Origin of the sequence: Escherichia sp. HH41S, from assembly GCF_009820115.1 — a bacterium.
GTDB lineage: Bacteria > Pseudomonadota > Gammaproteobacteria > Enterobacterales > Enterobacteriaceae > Escherichia > Escherichia coli_F.
Window position 1 is genome coordinate 344,430 of sequence record NZ_VNXE01000119.1, and the last position, 21,472, is coordinate 365,901.

16 protein-coding genes and 4 pseudogenes are annotated in these 21,472 nt (G+C 43.7%); 14 read left to right on the forward strand and 6 right to left on the reverse strand.

Translation table 11 applies throughout. The features are described from left to right. Positions 1–80 precede the first annotated feature (80 nt). Positions 81–1,658: a hypothetical protein gene (locus FQZ95_RS23625; protein WP_160530768.1), complete on the reverse strand. Its 1,578-nt coding sequence runs from the start codon at positions 1,656–1,658 to the stop codon at positions 81–83. 243 nt (positions 1,659–1,901) lie between these two features. Continuing rightward, positions 1,902–2,048: pseudogene (locus FQZ95_RS26620) on the reverse strand (helix-turn-helix domain-containing protein); the annotation flags it as partial. Between the two features lie 192 nt (positions 2,049–2,240). On the opposite strand from FQZ95_RS26620, the gene FQZ95_RS23630 reads away from it, so the two are divergent. Further along, positions 2,241–2,630, forward strand: coding sequence for a hypothetical protein (locus FQZ95_RS23630; RefSeq protein WP_105277015.1), 390 nt, complete (start codon positions 2,241–2,243; stop codon positions 2,628–2,630). A 160-nt stretch (positions 2,631–2,790) separates the two neighbouring features. Further along, positions 2,791–4,746, forward strand: a complete 1,956-nt coding sequence (locus FQZ95_RS23635; RefSeq protein WP_032184245.1) for an ankyrin repeat domain-containing protein — start codon at positions 2,791–2,793, stop codon at positions 4,744–4,746. A 55-nt stretch (positions 4,747–4,801) separates the two neighbouring features. Here FQZ95_RS23635 and FQZ95_RS23640 read toward each other — a convergent pair. The 3 pseudogenes from FQZ95_RS23640 to FQZ95_RS23650 form a co-directional block, all read right to left on the reverse strand. Next, a pseudogene (locus FQZ95_RS23640) lies at positions 4,802–4,939 on the reverse strand (helix-turn-helix domain-containing protein); the annotation flags it as partial. Between the two features lie 85 nt (positions 4,940–5,024). Further along, positions 5,025–5,171, reverse strand: a pseudogene (locus tag FQZ95_RS23645) (IS481 family transposase); the annotation flags it as partial. 89 nt (positions 5,172–5,260) lie between these two features. Then, a pseudogene (locus tag FQZ95_RS23650) lies at positions 5,261–5,431 on the reverse strand (alpha/beta hydrolase); the annotation flags it as partial. A gap of 457 nt (positions 5,432–5,888) precedes the next feature. Between FQZ95_RS23650 and fimA the strand changes: the two are divergent. From fimA to FQZ95_RS23705, 11 genes are all read left to right on the forward strand, one after another. Continuing rightward, positions 5,889–6,452 (forward strand): type 1 fimbrial major subunit FimA, encoded by a 564-nt coding sequence (fimA, locus tag FQZ95_RS23655; RefSeq protein WP_024218640.1) that lies wholly within the window; start codon positions 5,889–5,891, stop codon positions 6,450–6,452. Positions 6,453–6,813: 361 nt separating this feature from the next. After that, positions 6,814–7,524, forward strand: coding sequence for a fimbria/pilus periplasmic chaperone (locus FQZ95_RS23660; RefSeq protein ID WP_115739516.1), 711 nt, complete (start codon positions 6,814–6,816; stop codon positions 7,522–7,524). Between the two features lie 43 nt (positions 7,525–7,567). Continuing rightward, positions 7,568–10,219 (forward strand): fimbria/pilus outer membrane usher protein, encoded by a 2,652-nt coding sequence (locus tag FQZ95_RS23665; RefSeq protein WP_160530770.1) that lies wholly within the window; start codon positions 7,568–7,570, stop codon positions 10,217–10,219. Positions 10,220–10,232: 13 nt separating this feature from the next. Beyond that, the gene (locus tag FQZ95_RS23670; protein WP_000682251.1) at positions 10,233–10,763 is read left to right on the forward strand and encodes a fimbrial protein; all 531 of its coding nucleotides are present in this window, start codon (positions 10,233–10,235) and stop codon (positions 10,761–10,763) included. Between the two features lie 12 nt (positions 10,764–10,775). Beyond that, a complete protein-coding gene (locus FQZ95_RS23675; protein WP_160530772.1) occupies positions 10,776–11,279 on the forward strand; it encodes a fimbrial protein in 504 nt (167 codons plus the stop codon). A gap of 58 nt (positions 11,280–11,337) precedes the next feature. Beyond that, positions 11,338–12,252 (forward strand): fimbrial protein, encoded by a 915-nt coding sequence (locus tag FQZ95_RS23680; protein WP_000516693.1) that lies wholly within the window; start codon positions 11,338–11,340, stop codon positions 12,250–12,252. Between the two features lie 348 nt (positions 12,253–12,600). Continuing rightward, entirely contained in the window at positions 12,601–14,880 is a 2,280-nt protein-coding gene (gene ydeP / locus FQZ95_RS23685; protein ID WP_000726741.1) for an acid resistance putative oxidoreductase YdeP, read from the forward strand. Between the two features lie 247 nt (positions 14,881–15,127). Beyond that, complete coding sequence (gene safA, locus FQZ95_RS23690; protein WP_085458752.1) at positions 15,128–15,325, forward strand: two-component system connector SafA; 198 nt, start codon at positions 15,128–15,130, stop codon at positions 15,323–15,325. Between the two features lie 74 nt (positions 15,326–15,399). Then, entirely contained in the window at positions 15,400–16,161 is a 762-nt protein-coding gene (ydeO, locus tag FQZ95_RS23695; protein WP_032303032.1) for an acid stress response transcriptional regulator YdeO, read from the forward strand. A 400-nt stretch (positions 16,162–16,561) separates the two neighbouring features. Then, entirely contained in the window at positions 16,562–18,244 is a 1,683-nt protein-coding gene (locus FQZ95_RS23700) for a sulfatase-like hydrolase/transferase (protein WP_105277021.1), read from the forward strand. Positions 18,245–18,295: 51 nt separating this feature from the next. Then, positions 18,296–19,456: an anaerobic sulfatase maturase gene (locus FQZ95_RS23705; protein ID WP_088542356.1), complete on the forward strand. Its 1,161-nt coding sequence runs from the start codon at positions 18,296–18,298 to the stop codon at positions 19,454–19,456. Here FQZ95_RS23705 and FQZ95_RS23710 read toward each other — a convergent pair. Next, entirely contained in the window at positions 19,419–19,541 is a 123-nt protein-coding gene (locus FQZ95_RS23710; protein ID WP_123059887.1) for a hypothetical protein, read from the reverse strand. The genes FQZ95_RS23705 and FQZ95_RS23710 overlap by 38 nt on opposite strands. 213 nt (positions 19,542–19,754) lie before the next feature. Between FQZ95_RS23710 and FQZ95_RS23715 the strand changes: the two genes are divergently transcribed. Continuing rightward, positions 19,755–21,440, forward strand: a complete 1,686-nt coding sequence (locus FQZ95_RS23715; RefSeq protein ID WP_160530774.1) for an ABC transporter ATP-binding protein/permease — start codon at positions 19,755–19,757, stop codon at positions 21,438–21,440. Positions 21,441–21,472 lie beyond the last annotated feature (32 nt).

The following is a 21,472-nucleotide window of genomic DNA, read 5'->3' on the forward strand; positions in this document are numbered from 1 at the left end:
CGCTTTACCATTGCGCAATTCGCCGATGTAGTCGGTGCCCCCCGGAAAATCAAACGGTTCTGGTTGTTCTCTGTACTGCTTCAGGGCGTATAGCCCGATACCTCAGCAGACGGGTTTTCCCCGGAGCGAGGCCTCTGGGGTTCATAATTAATCGTACAGCCAAAGTACCAAGCGTTCGGCCGGCTGGGCGGCCGGCTGGGCTTGCTGGTCAGTTTGTTCCAACACACATTAAGCATCTCCAGTCCGCTGGGCAGGCGGTCCGGCAGGCTGGTCAGCTGGTTATTACTCACATCAAGCACCTTCAGCCTGACGGGCAGCACCGGCAGATGGATCAGCTGGTTATTACTCACATTAAGCGTCCTCATATAGCCGGGCAGCTCCGGCAGGCTGCTCATGAGGTTAAAACGCACATCAAGCGTCACCAGCCCGGCGGGCAGCGCCGGCAGGCCGGACAGCTGATTATTACTCACATCAAGCATCACCAACCCGGCGGGCAGGACCGGCAGGCTGCACAGCCGGTTTCTACTCACATCAAGCTTCTCCAGACTGGCGGGCAGCACCGGCAGGCTGCACAGCTGGTTTTTACACACATAAAGATGCTTCAGCCCGGCGGGCAGGACCGGCAGGCTGTCCAGCCAGTTTCTTCTCACATCAAGCTCCTCCAGCCCGGTGGGCAGCTCCAGCCCGGTGGACCTGAAGAGATTGTTTCCACCCACATTAAGGTGCTTCAGCCCGGCGGGCAGGACAGGCAGGCTGCACAGCCGGTTTCTACTCACATCAAGCTTCTTCAGCCCGGCGGGCAGGACCGGCAGGCTGTCCAGCAAGTTTCTTCTCACATAAAGCTCCTCCAGCCCGGTGGGCAGGACCGGCAGGCTGCACAGCTGGTTTCCACTCACATCAAGCTTCTCCAGCCCGGCGGGCAGCTCCGGCAGGCTGGTCAGCATCAGATTTGCCAGTTCTAGTTCCAGTGCCGAAGCTCTATTGCATGCTCTATTGTATATATATGCCTTCACCCTACTAAGAGCTTCTGCCCTGTATTCCCCGGGAGCATTCACCTTGGCCCAGGCACGCCATGCCGTTATCTGGGCCACCCAGTCCGGGACTTTATCGATATACTTCCGGAGCAGTTTACAGTGTGGTTTATCGCCAGTCAGAGTTACAGACAACGCTACTTTTGGCATACCTGGTATGTACATTGTCATGATGGGCTCATCGACGACGGACAGGTTCAGTAAGAGCCCTATCGGCGGGTCTTCCTTTTTGGCCGGGATGGTGTAAATATTGGGATTGTCTGTGGACTCGAAGCTCAGGAACATATTTGTCAGCTGATCACTTTTGGTCAAACATTGATCGTGAAGGAGGGAACGACAAACCATGTGGATGAAAGTTTCTTCGGATGCGTTGTGTAATATGGTTGTATAATCTGATGAGGATAAATCATCCCAGTTTTCTATCTTGCTGGTCTTGCTGGTCTTGCTGGTCTTGCTGGTCTTGCTGGCTGCGATATCGTTTAATGAATTGTTTAATAAATCGGTTAATACATAGCCGATATGAAGACGGTTTGCTGTCTGGCTGGATTCATCGGGTGCCCAATATTCATTTTCATTGGGTTTAACATATACACCGGATGCACCGGATAAAGAAGTAGGCTGGAGCATGATACCTCACAAAAATGTGTTGATGAAAAGCCGGATTCTGTCCATATTCCCGTGAACCGGCTATCAAAATTCGCGCATTTTGCCAGGTATTCATGTGGTTAAAATTTATCTGGTGCGTTTCCGGTGGTTTTGCAGTTCACCAGCTACAATCGCTAGCAACGGCACATTTATACTCAACATAAGTTAAATCATATTGACTGTTAACTTACTTCATGAACCAAGATGCATCGTCAATGGCGGCTTAACATGGCGTCCTGTCTCATAATGATTCATACGACTGCTAGCCGATGCAGGGTCAAAGCCAACAAGGAGACCCAGAGAGCGCTGTGATAATCCCGCCCTGCATCTCGCTTCCTTAAGTCGCTCTGGTATCGGATTTTTTTCAGACACTGATTCATCTTCATTTGCCTCGAATGCTTAGAACGAAGAATGGAATGAATCGTATCATCATGTGACCCCGTAAATTTCTCGTTCAAGTCAGTTGCTTTTTTCTTTTGAATTCAGATGAACACCTGAGAATGTTTTACCTGCATCTGTGGATAATAGTTTACTTTTAGTCAGACGTTTAACGGAGCTACAACCATGCAACCTGTTCATAGTGTAAATGACCAGTATCGCGGTATTTCTACACCGCCGACTGTGAAGGATAAAATTTACAATGATATTATTTCGCTAAAAGAAGACTGGGTTTCCCTGGTGGATAGAATTTCCCGGGATGATTTTGATGTGAATAATACAAACTGCGACAATAGCGACGGGGAATTATTTGGCGAACCTCATTGTATGGCACCTGGTACGGATTGGAAAAAAGTAATAAAAAATTTACAGAGATTGAGTATCAGCGCCTGCCTTAAGCTGAATATACCAGCCAGTGACTGTTTCGACAAAACCGACCTGTCTGGTATCCCTGTGGAGAAACTCGAATTCGAATATCGTGAGGCAGGTGCCCCAGGTGGGGTAACTTCTGAATGACAAAAGCATAAAAGAAATCATTTAAAATGAGCGATATTTGATAGTTTTTCTCCGGTTTTAAAATAGTATCAGGTGAATCTTTATCCCGACATTATCCGGGATAATATTCAGATTTCTGTTAATGTCAGTAATGGGTTCGATAAATTAAAAGGTGATTATTATGATGTCCGTTAATGGTGATGTCCACACTATAATACTCAGATCTTCTACTACAAATACTACAAAAGACCTGTACTATGATGGAAACATGATGCCACTGGCGGGTGTCAAAGCCATACTTGATACAAGTACCGGAGGATTTTCCAGTTGGGTCAAAAAGTTATTATATGCTATTGCTCATTTGTTAGGAAGCGAAAAAATTCCGAACAATGAGAATATGCGGGAAGGCATGGAATATCTTAAGTTGATTTTTAAAAGCGCCATTCAGGAAGAGAAGTACAGATATGTCATCCGGGATGAGAGTGGCGAGGTTTATGTAGAAATAAACTTTGACCCGGAAGCGAAACAGTTGTTCATCAGTTGTGCCGGGGGGAAAGAATCAATATGTTGTACAGAAAAAGAGTTTACAAACGTTAAACAAAACCTCATAGAAAAATATTGTCCGAGAAATTACCAAACGTCCTATGATCTGGTTGCGAACAAGCTTTACAGGTATGACATTTTAGAAGAGCTGATGGCTTGCGACAACAGGGGTGAGAGCATTTTGTTCAGGGCTATGCGGGACGGGGATACAGATTTGATTGAAAGCCTTCACCTGTCCGAACTTACCGGTAAAGGCGGACTCACCTCCAGTAAGATGCTAAAATTATTGGAGACGTCAAGCGAAGGGGGTACCCCGGGTTTGTATATGGCCATGAAGAACGGACGCTATGACATGCTGGATACAATACTGGGCTTGCTCGCCAAACTGCCCGATAATTATGACATTAACAAAAATGATGTACTGAGGTTACTGAAAGCAAAAAACTCTGATCCGAGATCTAATTCGATTGAAGGGTTGGAAATTGCCATGACGGAAGGACATGATAAAATACTGATAACGATGTTGGAAATGCTTCCCGACGTGGTCAAGAGGTTTGGAATTACCAATGATGAGATGCGGGATTTAATCAATCCACGTAGGGGTGATGATCGTGCTTTGAGCAAAGCCATGCTTAATGGGAAAGAAAACATAGTGACCGCTATGCAACGGTTACTCCCCGACCATGCCGAGAAATTACAACTCAGCAAAGAGGATGTCTTTAATATACTGTCTTCATTCAACGATAAAACTTCCCAAAACCCCTCGGGTTTATTTAAGGTCATGTCACATGGGAAGGTAAATATGCTGAAGTTCATGCTGGATAATCTCTGCGCGCTACCGGAGGAGGTATTTACCAAAGAGGATATTCTGGGTTTCCTGGCTGTAAGAAATGCGAATGGCATGACGGGGATGGCGCATGCTATGTCTTATGGTCATGTGGAAATAGTGAAGGCCATGCTGGACCGTCTCTGCTCGATGAAGGGGGAGTTTAATATTACCAAAGACTATGTCCTCAATAATATACTGGCTTCAAAAAACGGCAACGGCTGGACAGGGATATCTTTAGCCATAGCGCACGGACATGTGGAAATACTGAAGACCATACTGGACGCGCTCCCCATGCTGAATGATAATTTTGACATTACCGGCGCGGATATACAAAAGTTTCTGTTTGCAAAAATCGACGAAGACATCTCGGGTTGGACCAAAGGTATGGACAGAGGGAATAAGGACAAACTGATAAGCATGTACAAAATGCTGTTCGATAACATACTGATGGATAATAAGTCAGATATTCCTGTTGATTTGCTGAGGGAATTAAATATTGTCAGCCATATTGTATTGACAGAAACTGGAAAACCAAAAACAGACGAAATAGCAAGGCACTCTGAAACCAGCCTCACCTACGGACAACTCCGGCAATGGAGTGATCTGAGTGTACGGCGGGCGGCCAGGAGTTTAGAGGATTACTGTCGGAACCTAAACATTAATGTGGACACTGTCAAACCCTACCTGACCCCAGACGGGCTTACTCCCCTCGGCGAAGAGATGCGGGATAATGTAAAAGTGCCGGGGCTCACTGTTGTGGGGTAAGGCCCTGCACATCCCGTGGCCCCCTGCATGGCTAAAGCATGGAAAGCGGAAGAAAAAGCGCAATGAGGTCGTAGGACGAACGGTTCGGGGAAGGCTGAAGAGTACGTATCTGGTCCTGAAGACCGGATAAACCTTCATCGGTCCAACGTTTAAGCCACTTGTAGCCAGTGGCAGGAGAAATGCCGTAGTGACGGACCCTGTAAATAATTCTGTGTAACTGCCCACGATTAAAGGTGGCCGCTCAGGCGGTCACCGTATTCGATAATAAATTGTGTGATTCATAGACATCGTTTCAATTTTCTCAGCTCAAGTTCAAGCTGGTTATTCTGTTCCTGTATATGCTCCTCATTGGGCTGATAGTTTGCGTGAACGGCATCAGAGTATGGCGTTTTCTTAGCAAGTTCAAAGTAGCGCGCCATCGGAGTTATCAGCCACCCACAGCTGGTCAGGATGTTCTGCCACGAACTGACGATTCACACAGTCGCCTGCGGCAACGACTTTCCTGCTGACTGTAAACAGAACGACGGTCGGCGGTGAAATAACGGTCTTTGCCCTCACCTACGCCATGGCCCAGCGCCCGGCTCATGTCGTACATCACGTTAGTAGCCATCGCTTTCACGCGGGCATCCATTGCGGCGTCGTTCAAAACCATACCTCCCCAGCCGCAAATACCGGGTAACCTGATACTTCAACAATAAGATTGGTGCGTGGATGATAGATTGCCAAATAATAATCCATCAAGAAATAATGACAACAAAAAAACATCAAGCAACCCTAATGTTATTTGGTCATATAAAACATTAATAAGTCTTGACCTTTCCTGACATTTTCCTTATTCGCAATAATATTCTGTTTAGACGTTGTTTATAAACATCATGCATAATGAAATCGTCATGTTATTTGGCGATATAAAAAAGTCTTTGAAAATACTCTCTACAACAAGTGCAGTTATAAGCTTGTTGTGACTGAGCGTCCTTGTGATTTAAAGATATTATCGTTCTTCATCAGATGTAATAACTCAGGAAATTATATTTTCAGGGTGATAGGCTAATCAAGAATGATTCTTTTTTATAAGCAATAACAGAATGACTGAATTGTTATATTTCTTTATTCAGCTGCTTAAATATAAACTTTGGAGAATTATGAAACTCAAACATGTCGGAATGATTGTCGTTTCTGTGTTGGCGATGTCTTCGGCTGCGGTTAACGCAGCCGAAGGTGATGAGTCAGTTGCGACCACCGTAAATGGCGGTGTTATTCATTTTAAAGGTGAAGTGGTAAATGCCGCTTGTGCGATTGACTCAGAATCAATGAACCAAACGGTTGAGCTGGGTCAGGTCCGTTCTTCTCGCCTGGCTAAAGCGGGTGACCTCAGTAGCGCTGTAGGCTTCAATATCAAGCTGAATGATTGTGATACCAATGTTTCCAGTAATGCGGCTGTTGCATTCCTGGGGACTACTGTCACCAGTAATGACGATACGCTGGCGCTTCAGAGTTCAGCGGCAGGCTCTGCCCAGAATGTCGGTATCCAAATTTTGGACCGTACGGGGGAGGTATTAATACTGGATGGGGCAACTTTTAGCGCTAAAACTGACTTGATTGATGGCACGAATATACTGCCATTCCAGGCTCGTTATATTGCCCTCGGGCAGTCAGTGGCGGGTACTGCAAATGCAGATGCGACCTTCAAAGTCCAATACCTATAATTGAGTATTCGGGTGGCTATACGTCATCTGAAATTAAAACAGGGTGTGTGTGGCATGGCTACTCACACCCGAAAAAATTCATCAATGTTTATCTCATTATTACTAAGGAATGACTTATATTTTGGAACGATATGAAAAAATCATAGAGTATCTAAACGATTAATAAACAAGGCAGTTAAAATTACTGTGATTTTAAAAATCACTCTGAAGACAATTTTTTATTTCAATAGAGAACCAAGTTTTATTACCAGCGCATTAAGTCTGGAAACCCGGCCATCCGCCATAGCATTAGCAATATTTACCATTTTCTGATGTGACGGTTTCCCCCGCTTAGCCTATCAACACATGGAGAACACATCAGATGCAGACGACTCGTACGCCCTACTCTGTTTCTTTTATGGCGACAGTATTACTTTCATTGGTCTTTCTTTGCCATAGTACCATTGCCAATGCAGCGGTAGCTCTAGGTGCAACTCGTGTAATCTTTCCAGCAAATCAGAAACAGGTTTTATTGCCTGTCACGAATAATGATCCTGCCAGTGTCTATCTTATTCAGTCATGGATAGAAAATGCGGGTGACCAAAAAGATACCCAGTTTGTCATTACCCCACCGCTTTTTTCGATGCAAGGCAAAAAAGAGAATACGCTGCGGATTATCAACGCCACTAATCATCAGTTACCGGGCGACCGGGAAAGTCTGTTTTGGGTAAATGTCAAAGCTATTCCTGCTATGGAAAAAGATCAGAAAAATGCAAATACATTACAGCTCGCAATTATTAGCCGCATAAAAATGTTCTATCGCCCAACGAATTTGGCAATGGCACCTGACCAAGCTCCGGAAATGCTTCGTTTCCGCCGCAGTGGTAGCAAACTGACACTTATTAATCCGACCCCCTACTTCATTACCGTAACGAATATGAAAGCAGGAAATAGCGATCTCCCAAACACCATGGTGCCTCCAAAAGGTGAAATTTCGGTGGATTTTCCTCATGGTACATCCGGGGATATCAGCTTTCAGACGATCAATGATTACGGTGCATTGACACCGCGTATTAAGGCAACCATGCAGTAACAACTGACCTAATTAATAAGCATAAACTCAATCGGAACTAATAATGACAGCCTTTCGTGCCGCATTTAAGGCATATCGTATGCATCATGTGTTACTACTGCCTCGCTTTGCACGGCTTACCTTTGCCCTTGGCTTAGCTACAGCGATTTTTCCCGTAGAAGCAGAGTATTATTTTAATCCACGGTTTTTAAGCAATGATCTTGCTGAGTCTGTTGATTTATCTGCCTTTGCTAAGGGACGCGAGGCACCACCTGGTACATATCGGGTCGATATTTATTTGAACGACGAATTTATGACCACTCGGGATGTTACTTTTGTTGCAGATGATAATAACGCAGATCTCACCCCATGTCTGAGTACAGACCTTCTTGTCAGTCTTGGCATAAAAAAATCAGCGTTATTAGCCAATAAGGACCATTTGGCAGGAAAAAATGTGCCGGATAACAACGCATGTACACCACTTCAGGATCGTTTGGCCGACGCATCTACTGAGTTTGATGTTGGTCAGCAACATCTGTCGCTCTCCGTTCCACAGATTTATGTCGGCAGAATGGCCCGTGGTTATGTCTCTCCTGACCTGTGGGAAGAAGGAATAAACGCAGGCCTACTGAACTATAGTTTTAATGGTAATTCTATCAACAATCGTAGTAACCATAACGCCAGCAAAACCAACTATGCATATCTGAATTTGCAGAGTGGCATCAACATTGGCAGCTGGCGACTACGTGATAACTCAACGTGGAGTTATAACAGTGGGAGTAACAACCCATCTGACAGCAATAAATGGCAACATATCAATACGTCTGCTGAACGTGACATTATTCCCTTACGCTCACGGTTAACGGTGGGTGATAGTTATACCGATGGCGATATTTTTGAAAGTGTGAACTTTCGTGGCCTTAAAATAAACTCAACGGAAGCGATGTTGCCCGATAGCCAACATGGTTTTGCTCCGGTGATTCATGGTATAGCCCGTGGCACAGCCCAAGTCAGTGTTAAACAGAACGGATACGATGTTTATCAGACTACGGTCCCTCCCGGCCCTTTTACTATTGATGATATTAACTCTGCGGCTAATGGCGGTTATCTGCAAGTTACGATAAAAGAGGCAGACGGCAGTATTCAGACTTTATATGTCCCTTATTCATCTGTCCCGGTTCTCCAACGTGCTGGTTATACGCGTTATGCACTTGCCTTGGGAGAATATCGTAGTGGAAATAACCTGCAAAGCTCCCCAAAATTCATTCAGGGCAGCGTAATGCATGGTCTGGAGGGAAACTGGACACCTTATGGCGGGATGCAAATTGCAGAAGATTATCAAGCTTTCAACGTGGGTATTGGTAAAGATCTTGGCCTTTTAGGTGCCTTTTCTGTCGATATCACGCAAGCCAATACGACACTTGCGGATGATACTCGTCACAGCGGACAATCGGTAAAATCTGTCTACAGTAAATCTTTCTATCAGACGGGAACGAATATCCAGATCGCAGGATATCGATATTCTACGCAAGGATTTTATAACTTATCTGACAGTGCATACAGTCGAATGAGTGGTTACACCGTCAAGCCTCCGACCGGAGACACCAATGAACAGATACAATTTATTGATTATTTTAATCTGTACTATAGTAAACGTGGTCAGGAACAAATAAGTATTTCTCAGCAGCTTGGAAATTACGGTACGACCTTTTTCAGTGCCAGTCGCCAAAGTTACTGGAACACGTCACGCAGCGATCAGCAAATATCATTCGGGTTAAATATACCGTTTGGCGATATTACGACTTCGCTGAATTACAGCTATTCCAGTAATATATGGCAAAACGATCGGGATCATTTACTCGCTTTTACACTTAATGTTCCCTTCAGTCATTGGATGCGTACAGACAGTCAGTCGGCATTTCGTAATTCAAACGCTAGTTATAGCATGTCAAACGATTTGAAAGGCGGTATGACCAATCTATCTGGGGTTTATGGCACACTGCTGCCGGATAATAACCTGAATTATAGTGTTCAGGTCGGTAATACCCGCGGAGGTAATGCATCATCTGGCACCAGTGGTTACAGTTCTCTCAATTATCGAGGGGCTTACGGTAATACTAATGTCGGTTACAGTCGTAATGGAGATAGCAACCAGTTTTACTACGGAATGAGTGGTGGAATTATTGCTCATGCTGATGGTGTCACCTTTGGACAGCCGATGGGCGACACTATGGTTCTGGTTAAGGCTCCTGGCGCGGAGAATGTTAAAATAGAGAACCAGACAGGAATACATACAGACTGGCGTGGCTATGCAATATTACCATTTGCGACAGAATATAGAGAAAATCGTGTCGCTCTTAACGCTAATTCCCTTGCCGATAATGTTGAACTGGATGAAACCGTGGTCACGGTCATCCCTACTCATGGTGCTATTGCCAGAGCAACATTTAATGCACAAATCGGCGGTAAAGTATTAATGACTCTGAAATACGGCAATAAACCCGTTCCATTCGGTGCAATTGTGACTCACGGTGACAATAACAATGGCAGCATTGTTGCTGAAAATGGTCAGGTCTACCTGACAGGACTTCCACAATCAGGAAAATTACAGGTTTCATGGGGCAACAATGCAAACGCTAAATGTATTGTTAATTACAAGCTTCCTGAAGTCTCTCCTGGGAACTTACTGAGTCAGCAAACAGCAGTCTGTCGCTAAGGAACACTAGATTATGAAACACAATAGCATTATTTTCCTCGGTTTATGTCTGGGGTTAACCACCTATTCTGCTTTATCTGCAGATAGCGTTATTAAAATTAGCGGGCGCGTCCTGGATTATGGCTGCACAGTTTCATCTGATTCGCTTAATTTTACCGTAGACCTACAAAAACACAGTGCCAGGCAATTCCCAACGACTGGAAGCACAAGTCCAACCGTTCCTTTCCAGATTACGTTAAGTGAATGTAGCAAAGGGACTACGGGGGTTCGGGTTGCATTTAGCGGGATAGAGGATTTAGAAAATAATACTCTGCTGAAACTGGATGAAGGAAGCAATTCTGCTTCCGGTTTGGGTATTGAAATACTGGACGGAAATATGCGCCCAGTAAAAATAAATGACCTTCATACCGGAATGCAGTGGATCCCTCTGACTCCTGATCAGGATAATATTTTGCCTTACTCGGCCCGTTTGAAGTCAACACAAAAGTCCGTCAATCCAGGACTGGTTAGCGCTTCGGCAACATTTACCCTTGAATTTCAATAATCAGAGTCAGATATGAATAGAACTTTCCAAAGACTTCTGTTGGCTACGCTCTGTGCGCTATTTTCAGCAACTCTTCAGGCCGCTGATGTCACTATCACTGTTAATGGTCGGGTAGTTGCTAAACCCTGCACTATTCAAACCAAAGAGGCTAGCGTTAATCTCGGGGATATTTATACACGCAATCTGCAACAACCTGGTTCTGCATCTGGCTGGCACAATATTACTTTATCATTAACCGATTGTCCGATTGAAACAAGTGCAGTGACGGCAATCGTAACAGGTTCAACTGACAATACGGGTTATTACAAAAATGAAGGTAGTGCCGAAAATATTCAAATAGAGCTGAGGGATGATCAGGAGGCGACGTTAAAAAGTGGCGATAGCAAAACGGTTATTGTTGATGAGATCACACGTAATGCACAGTTTCCACTTAAGGCAAGAGCTATCACGGTGAATGGAAACGCAAGCCAGGGAACGATCGAGGCGCTAATCAATGTGATCTATACCTGGCAATAACATCGATTCGATTTTATAAGCCTCTTTTTTAAATCAATTTTTAACCTAAGGATTTATCATGGGAAAAAAAATTAGTATAAATGTCCTGTTCAGTATTTATTTTCTTTTGATGGCAGGTAAAGTCTTCGCCTTCAGTTGTAATGTTGATGGTGGGTCAAGTATTGGCGCAGGTACAACTTCTGTGTATGTTAATCTCGATCCTGTCATTCAACCAGGTCAGAATCTGGTTGTAGATTTGTCTCAGCATATAAGTTGCTGGAATGATTACGGCGGCTGGTACGACACAGATCATATTAACTTAGTACAAGGCTCAGCTTTCGCAGGCTCCCTGCAGTCATATAAAGGATCGCTGTACTGGAATAATGTGACCTACCCCTTCCCGTTGACGACAAATACCAACGTATTGGATATTGGTGATAAGACACCGATGCCCTTACCGTTAAAACTCTATATTACCCCTGTCGGGGCGGCCGGTGGCGTTGTCATAAACGCGGGAGAAGTTATTGCTCGCATTCATATGTATAAAATTGCAACGTTAGGAAGTGGAAATCCGCGTAACTTTACATGGAATATTATTTCAAATAACAGTGTTGTTATGCCAACGGGCGGCTGTACCGTTGATAGTCGTAATGTCACAGTGAGTCTCCCGGACTTTCCTGGAAGCGCAGAAATACCCCTGGGCGTATATTGCTCAAGTGAGCAAAAGCTCTCATTTTATCTTTCGGGCGCTACCACTGACAGTGCCCGACAAGTGTTTGCTAATACAGCACCTGACGCAACAAAAGCATCAGGAGTCGGTGTCTCCCTGATGCGTAATGGAAAAATACTGGCTACGGGAGAAAATGTCTCCCTGGGAACTGTAAATAAAAGCAAAGTACCCCTGGGCTTAAGTGCAACTTATGGACAGACAGGAAGCAAGGTCGCAGCTGGAGCAGTACAGTCAGTCATTGGCGTTACATTTATCTATGAATAATTGTGATGTTGACCCTGTTATACTTTAGGTTGTGCTTTCCATTCACTAAAATTACGCGGATAATTCTTTCCTGAAATAAATTATCCTACACCTGTAAGAAAATCCGCGCACAATTGAAGTCAGAGTCTTATTTTATATATTGAAAAGTATGTTAACTTAAAGACTATGAGAGATGATGCTTAACTTATCGCATTTATACTATTCTGTTATGTGACGATAATGAGTTAAAAATAGAATGAGAGTAGCCCCCTACTCTCATATATCCAAATGGCCGATAAACCCATTATATATACTGCGCATCATCGCTATTACAAATCCTAATAATTCATTTCCACACAGGATAAGCTGATGAAGAAAAAAATTGAATCCTACCAGGGAGCTGCCGGTGGTTGGGGGGCTGTCAAATCTGTAGCGAATGCAGTCCGTAAGCAAATGGATATACGCCAGGAAGTGATTGCCATGTTTGACATGAATAAGCCAGAAGGCTTTGACTGTCCAGGATGTGCATGGCCAGATCCTAAGCACAGCGCGTCATTCGACATTTGTGAAAACGGCGCAAAAGCAATCGCCTGGGAAGTCACCGATAAGCAGGTGAATGCCTCTTTTTTCGCTGAGAATACGGTTCAATCATTACTTACCTGGGGAGATCACGAACTCGAGGCTGCGGGGCGTCTCACTCAACCTTTGAAATATGATGCCGTCAGCGACTGTTACCAGCCATTAAGCTGGCAACAAGCTTTCGACGAAATTGGCGCACGTCTTCAAAGTTATAGTGATCCAAATCAGGTTGAATTCTATACTTCGGGCCGCACTTCCAATGAAGCTGCCTTTCTTTATCAGCTTTTTGCCCGTGAATACGGTACCAATAACTTTCCCGACTGCTCAAACATGTGCCATGAACCGACCAGCGTGGGTTTGGCAGCGAGTATCGGCGTGGGTAAAGGGACCGTGTTACTGGAAGACTTTGAGAAATGCGATTTAGTAATTTGCATTGGGCATAACCCTGGTACAAACCACCCTCGCATGCTGACTTCGTTGCGCGCTTTAGTGAAACGGGGAGCGAAAATGATTGCCATCAATCCTCTGCAGGAGCGTGGCCTGGAGCGATTTACCGCACCACAGAACCCGTTTGAAATGCTGACGAACTCCGAGACTCAATTGGCTAGTGCTTACTATAATGTGCGCATTGGTGGCGATATGGCGTTGCTAAAGGGGATGATGCGCCTGTTAATTGAGCGCGATGATGCTGCAAGTGCTGCGGGTCGGCCCTCATTGCTGGATGACGAATTCATTCAAACGCATACCGTCGGCTTTGACGAGCTACGCCGTGACGTTCTCAATTCCGAGTGGAAAGATATCGAACGTATTTCTGGACTAAGTCAGACACAAATCGCCGAACTTGCTGATGCATATGCCGCTGCCGAACGAACCATTATCTGTTACGGAATGGGGATCACTCAGCACGAACATGGTACCCAGAACGTACAGCAACTTGTCAATCTGCTGTTGATGAAAGGTAACATTGGCAAGCCTGGTGCGGGTATCTGCCCACTACGTGGTCACTCTAATGTACAGGGCGACCGAACCGTCGGTATCACCGAGAAACCGTCTGCAGAGTTTCTGGCTCGCCTGGGTGAGCGCTATGGCTTCACCCCACCTCATGCACCTGGACATGCTGCAATCGCCAGCATGCAAGCAATATGTACGGGGCAAGCTCGAGCATTGATCTGCATGGGGGGCAACTTTGCACTGGCAATGCCAGATCGGGAAGCGAGCGCTGTACCGTTAACGCAATTAGATCTGGCGGTACACGTTGCCACAAAGCTTAACCGCTCTCATCTGCTGACCGCACGGCATAGCTATATTCTGCCGGTTCTGGGACGTAGCGAGATTGACATGCAAAAAAGCGGTGCGCAGGCGGTAACCGTTGAGGATTCAATGTCGATGATTCATGCCTCGCGTGGCGTGTTAAAACCCGCCGGTGTCATGCTGAAATCAGAGTGTGCAGTGGTCGCGGGAATCGCGCAGGCAGCGCTCCCTCAGAGCGTGGTGGCCTGGGAGCATCTGGTGGAAGATTATGATCGCATTCGCAATGACATTGAAGCTGTGCTGCCAGAGTTCGCCGACTATAACCAGCGCATCCGCCATCCTGGTGGTTTTCACCTCATAAACGCAGCTGCTGAAAGGCGCTGGCTGACGTCGTCAGGTAAGGCTAATTTCATTACCAGCAAAGGGCTGTTAGAAGATCCCTCTTCGGCGTTTAACAGTAAGCTGGTCATGGCGACAGTGCGCAGTCACGATCAGTACAATACGACGATTTATGGTATGGATGACCGCTATCGAGGGGTATTCGGTCAACGAGATGTGGTCTTCATGAGTGCTAAACAAGCTAAAGTTTGCGGTGTAAAAAACGGCGAAAGAGTTAATCTTATTGCGCTTACGCCAGACGGTAAGCGCAGCTCACGCCGCATGGATAGATTAAAAGTGGTCATTTACCCTATGGCTGACCGCTCACTGGTGACCTATTTTCCAGAATCGAATCACATGCTAACACTTGATAACCACGATCCATTAAGTGGCATTCCTGGCTATAAAAGTATTCCGGTTGAATTAGAACCATCAAATTAATTCGCCTCCTCATTTCTTCTGCTGTCATCCGCACAGCAGAAGAATTCCTCATTGACCATTGTCGCGCAATTTACTCACATGTGCTAAATTAAACTGCTCGCTATAAGATATATACCTCCGCCTACAGCTGTAAGAAACTCCGCTCAGTACTGAAGCACCAGTCCTATTTCCTCTTTTTTCCAGCCTGTTATATTAAGCATACTGATTAACGATTTTTAACGTTATCCGCTAAATAAACATATTTGAAATGCATGCGACCACAGTGAAAAACAAAATCACGCAAAGAGACAACTATAAAGAAATCATGTCTGTAATTGTGGTTGTCTTATTACTGACACTTACGTTGATAGCCATTTTTTCGGCAATTGATCAGCTGGATATTTCAGAAATGGGTCGCATTGCAAGAGATCTTACACATTTCATTATCAATAGTTTGCAAGACTGAAAATAAACAGCAAATTATAAATATGAAATGTTAAAAAAGTATCGATAAAAACTTTATTGTTTTAAGGAGATAAAATGTCGCTCGTTTGTTCTGTTATATTTATTCATCATGCCTTCAACGCTAACATTTTAGATAAAGATTACGCCTTCTCTGACGGCGAGATCTTGATGGTAGATAACGCTGTTCGTACGCATTTTGAACCTTATGAGCGGCATTTTAAAGAAATCGGATTTAATGAAAATACCATTAAAAAATATCTACAATGCACTAACATCCAGACAGTGACGGTGCCTGTTCCTGCGAAGTTTTTACGTGCTTCAAATGTACCGACTGGATTGCTTAATGAAATGATTGCTTATCTCAACTCGGAAGAACGCAATCATCATAATTTTTCAGAACTTTTGCTTTTTTCTTGCCTGTCTATTTTTGCCGCATGCAAAGGTTTCATTACACTATTAACTAACGGTGTGCTATCCGTATCAGGGAAAGTGAGAAACATTGTCAATATGAAGCTGGCACACCCATGGAAACTAAAAGATATTTGTGATTGCCTGTATATTAGTGAAAGCCTGCTGAAGAAAAAACTAAAGCAAGAGCAAACGACATTCTCACAAATTCTTTTAGATGCCAGAATGCAACACGCAAAAAATTTGATACGCGTAGAAGGTTCAGTCAATAAAATTGCCGAAAAATGTGGTTATGCCAGTACATCTTATTTTATTTATGCTTTCCGCAAACATTTCGGCAACAGTCCAAAGAGAGTTTCAAAGGAGTACCGTTGTCAAAGGCACACGAATATGAACACGGGCAACACGATGAATGCTTTGGCTAATTGATTATTCGCTCACGTATAGTCAACTACAAACGCTAAGTAAGAATTAAAGGGGCAGCTATTACCTGCCCCAATCTGTCGTTACGAATTGTATTTCATGATGAGAATTGGTGATATACATCACATATTTATGTATCTAAATAATCTGTTTCATATTTATTTATGATCCCAATGCAATAAATTGCCATCAAAACACATAAATACACTAAATATCAATTAGTTAGATATTTAGCATTGAGAAATTACTTGGCTCAACAGAAAGCAATGTCAACGCTTTTTAGACTGTTTTTTCTCTTTTTTTAGCCAAATCTGCTATCTCTTTATGTGACTCACTTCACTTACATCATCTTATTTCTCTTCGTAAAATTACTTTGGAATTAAGTACAATAAGAAGAGGAACATTTATGAAGTCTGCATTGAAGAAAAGTGTCGTAAGTACCTCGATATCTTTGATACTGGCATCTGGTATGGCTGCATTTACCGCTCATGCGGCAGATGATGTAAAGCTGAAAGCAACTAAAACAAACGTTGCTTTCTCAGACTTTACGCCGACTGAATACAGCACTAAAGGAAAGCCAAATATCATCGTACTGACCATGGATGATCTGGGTTATGGACAACTTCCTTTTGATAAGGGTTCTTTTGACCCAAAAACAATGGAAAATCGTGAAGTTGTCGATACCTACAAAATAGGGATAGATAAAGCCATTGAAGCTGCATCAAAATCGACGCCAACACTGCTTTCGTTAATGGATGAAGGTGTACGTTTTACTAACGGCTATGTGGCGCACGGGGTTTCCGGTCCCTCCCGCGCCGCAATAATGACCGGTCGAGCGCCCGCTCGTTTTGGTGTGTACTCCAATACTGATGCTCAGGATGGTATTCCGCTGACAGAAACTTTCTTGCCTGAATTATTCCAGAATCATGGTTATTACACTGCAGCAGTAGGTAAATGGCACTTGTCAAAAATCAGTAATGTGCCAGTACCAGAAGATAAACAAACGCGTGACTATCATGACAACTTCACCACATTTTCTGCGGAAGAATGGCAACCTCAAAACCGTGGTTTTGATTACTTTATGGGATTCCACGCTGCAGGAACGGCATATTATAACTCCCCTTCTCTGTTCAAAAATCGTGAGCGCGTCCCCGCAAAAGGTTATATCAGCGATCAGTTAACCGATGAGGCAATTGGCGTTGTTGATCGTGCTAAAACACTTGACCAGCCTTTTATGCTTTACCTGGCTTATAATGCTCCGCACCTGCCAAACGACAACCCTGCACCAGAGCAATATCAGAAGCAATTTAATACCGGTAGCCAAACAGCAGATAACTACTACGCTTCCGTTTATTCTGTTGATCAGGGCGTAAAACGCATTCTTGAACAACTAAAGAAAAACGGACAGTATGACAATACAATTATTCTATTTACCTCCGATAATGGTGCAGTTATCGATGGTCCTCTGCCGCTGAACGGAGCGCAAAAAGGCTATAAGAGCCAGACTTATCCTGGCGGTACCCATACACCAATGTTTATGTGGTGGAAAGGAAAACTTCAGCCCGGTAATTATGACAAGCTGATTTCCGCAATGGATTTCTACCCGACAGCTCTTGATGCAGCCGATATCAGCATTCCAAAAGAGCTAAAATTGGATGGTGTTTCATTGCTGCCCTGGTTGCAAGATAAGAAACAAGGTGAGCCACATAAAAATCTGACATGGATAACATCTTATTCTCACTGGTTTGATGAGGAAAATATTCCATTCTGGGATAATTACCACAAATTTGTCCGCCATCAGTCAGACGATTACCCGCATAACCCCAACACCGAGGACTTAAGCCAATTCTCTTATACGGTGAGAAATAACGATTATTCGCTTGTCTATACAGTAGAAAATAATCAGTTAGGTCTATACAAACTGACGGATCTACAGCAAAAAGATAACCTTGCTGCCGCCAATCCGCAGGTCGTTAAAGAGATGCAAGGCGTGGTAAGAGAGTTTATCGACAACAGCCAGCCACCGCTTAGCGAGGTAAATCAGGAGAAGTTTAACAATATCAAGAAAGCACTAAGCGAAGCGAAATAACTAAACCTTCATGCGGCGGATTTTTCCGCCGCCTTATTGAGCGAGATAGCGATGCACGTTACAGCCAAGCCCTCCAGTTTTCAATGTAATCTCAAATGTGATTACTGCTTTTATCTTGAAAAAGAGTCGCAGTTTACTCATGAAAAATGGATGGATGACAGCACTCTGAAAGAGTTCATCAAACAATATATCGCAGCGTCTGGCAATCAGGTCTATTTTACCTGGCAAGGTGGTGAACCCACTCTGGCTGGCCTGGATTTTTTCCGTAAAGTTATTCACTATCAACAACGCTATGCAGGCCAAAAACGTATTTTTAATGCATTACAAACGAATGGCATTTTATTGAATAATGAATGGTGTGCCTTTCTCAAAGAACATGAGTTTCTGGTTGGTATCTCGATCGATGGACCCCAGGAGCTACATGACCATTACAGACGCAGTAATTCAGGTAACGGTACCTTTGCAAAAGTGATAGCAGCCATCGAGCGTCTGAAATCATATCAAGTAGAGTTTAATACGTTAACCGTCATTAATAACGTTAATGTCCATTACCCTCTTGAGGTTTATCATTTTTTAAAATCTATCGGCAGTAAACATATGCAATTTATCGAATTGCTCGAAACCGGGACGCCGAATATTGATTTCAGTGGTCATAGTGAGAACACATTCCGTATCATTGATTTTTCTGTGCCTCCTACGGCTTATGGCAAGTTTATGTCAACCATTTTTATGCAATGGGTTAAAAACGATGTGGGTGAAATTTTCATCCGTCAGTTTGAAAGCTTTGTCAGCCGTTTTTTGGGGAATGGGCATACCAGTTGTATTTTCCAGGAGTCCTGCAAGGATAATCTGGTTGTTGAAAGTAATGGAGACATTTACGAATGCGACCATTTTGTCTATCCACAGTACAAAATTGGAAACATTAATAAATCTGAACTCAAAACGATGAATAGTGTTCAACTGACAGCGCAAAAAAAACGGATTTCAGCGAAATGTCAGCAATGTGCATATAAACCTATCTGCAATGGCGGTTGTCCTAAGCATCGTATTACTAAAGTAAACAATGAGACTGTTTCCTATTTTTGTGAAGGTTATAAAATCCTTTTTTCAACCATGGTGCCTTATATGAACGCCATGGTGGAGTTAGCTAAGAACAGAGTTCCGCTTTACCACATTATGGATGTTGCAAAACAAATGGAGAATAATAAATAACGCACTCTATTAGCTTCAGTCTTAGCCTCCTTCTTATGAACTTAACAAGGCACCCGACATAACTTCCTGTCGGGTGTTTCGTCATCATCATCTTCCCGTGCGAAGTAAGAGCTTAAATCCTGGCTTACGTGGTGTGCGTCAGAGCATTAGCAATGCCCTTGATTATCAATAGCATAACCATAACAACTGAAAATCAAATATTTCTTTATACTTCAAATTGTTAAATGATACTTAAATAAATTTCATCAGTAAATCATTGCCATAGATAATCATTGAATGGCACAATCAATTTTCGCTAATGATAACCATTCCCATTACGTTTTGTATGTTGATAGCAAAGTATCTCTGTCTGCTGAAGCCCTTTTGGCTGCGTAAGAATAATAAAACTTCAGTGTTGTTAATCATTATTATCCTCGCCATGATCCTTGGCGTGGTTAAAATTCAGGTCTGGTTAAACGACTGGAATAATGATTTTTTCAATGCGCTAAGCCAGAAAGAAACTGATAAGCTTTGGCAGCTTATCCTTTGGTTCCCTGCCCTGCTGGGGATCTTTGTATTAATATCCGTAAACAAAACGTGGCTAATTAAACTACTGACTATTCGCTGGCGCGAATGGTTAACGGATTACTACCTTAATCGCTGGTTTGCAGATAAAAACTACTACTTCACGCAGATCTACGGCGAGCATAAAAATACAGATAACCCTGACCAACGTATCGCTGAAGACATTCTCTTACTGATCAGCAAAACGCTCAGCCTTTCATTTGGTTTCATCCAGTCACTGAGCATGCTGATCACCTTTACCGTTATTCTTTGGCAAAGCGCGGGTACGCTCTCATTCACTGTTAGTGGAATAGAATGGAATATCCAGGGGTATATGGTCTATACCGTCGTGCTCATTGTGATCGGTGGAACTTTATTTACTCATAAGGTTGGTAAACGTATTCGTCCGCTTAATGTGGAAAAACAACGTAGCGAAGCGACATTTCGAACTAATCTTGTGCAGCATAATAAGCAGGCAGAACTGATTGCGCTAAGCAATGCTGAGTCTCTACAACGCCAGGAGTTGAGCGAAAATTTTCATACCATTAAAGAGAACTGGCATCGTTTAATGAATCGTCAGCGGTGGCTTGATTACTGGCAGAATATTTATTCGCGCTCGCTTAGCGTTCTTCCCTACTTTCTGTTATTGCCGCAGTTTATTAGCGGACAGATCAATCTGGGCGGACTGATGAAATCACGCCAGGCATTTATGCTGGTATCGAACAATTTAAGCTGGTTTATTTATAAATATGATGAACTTGCTGAACTGGCTGCGGTTATTGATCGCTTGTATGAGTTCCATCAACTCACCGAACAGCGCCCTACGAATAAGCCTAAAAATTGCCAACATGCGGTACAAGTGGCTGACGCGAGTATTCGTACTCCTGATAATAAGATCATATTAGAGAACCTGAACTTTCATGTTTCGCCAGGCAAATGGCTATTGCTGAAAGGTTACTCTGGTGCGGGAAAAACCACACTGCTTAAAACATTATCCCACTGCTGGCCGTGGTTTAAAGGTGATATTTCTTCTCCTGCTGACAGTTGGTATGTGTCACAAACACCGTTAATCAAAACCGGCTTACTGAAAGAGATTATTTGTAAAGCACTTCCCCTGTCCGTAGACGATAAATCGTTGAGCGAAGTACTGCATCAGGTTGGTCTGGGGAAATTGGCTGCGCGTATTCATGATCACGATCGCTGGGGAGATATTCTTTCCAGCGGCGAAAAACAACGTATCGCGCTGGCACGATTAATTTTACGACGTCCGAAATGGATATTTCTTGACGAAACTACCTCTCATCTTGAGGAACAAGAGGCTATCCGTTTACTGCGTTTAGTGCGTGAAAAACTACCCTCAAGCGGCGTCATTATGGTCACACATCAACCTGGTGTCTGGAGCCTGGCTGATGATATTTGCGACATTAGCGCGGTTTTATAAAAACAATAAAAGCCCTGCTGTACGGAGATAAA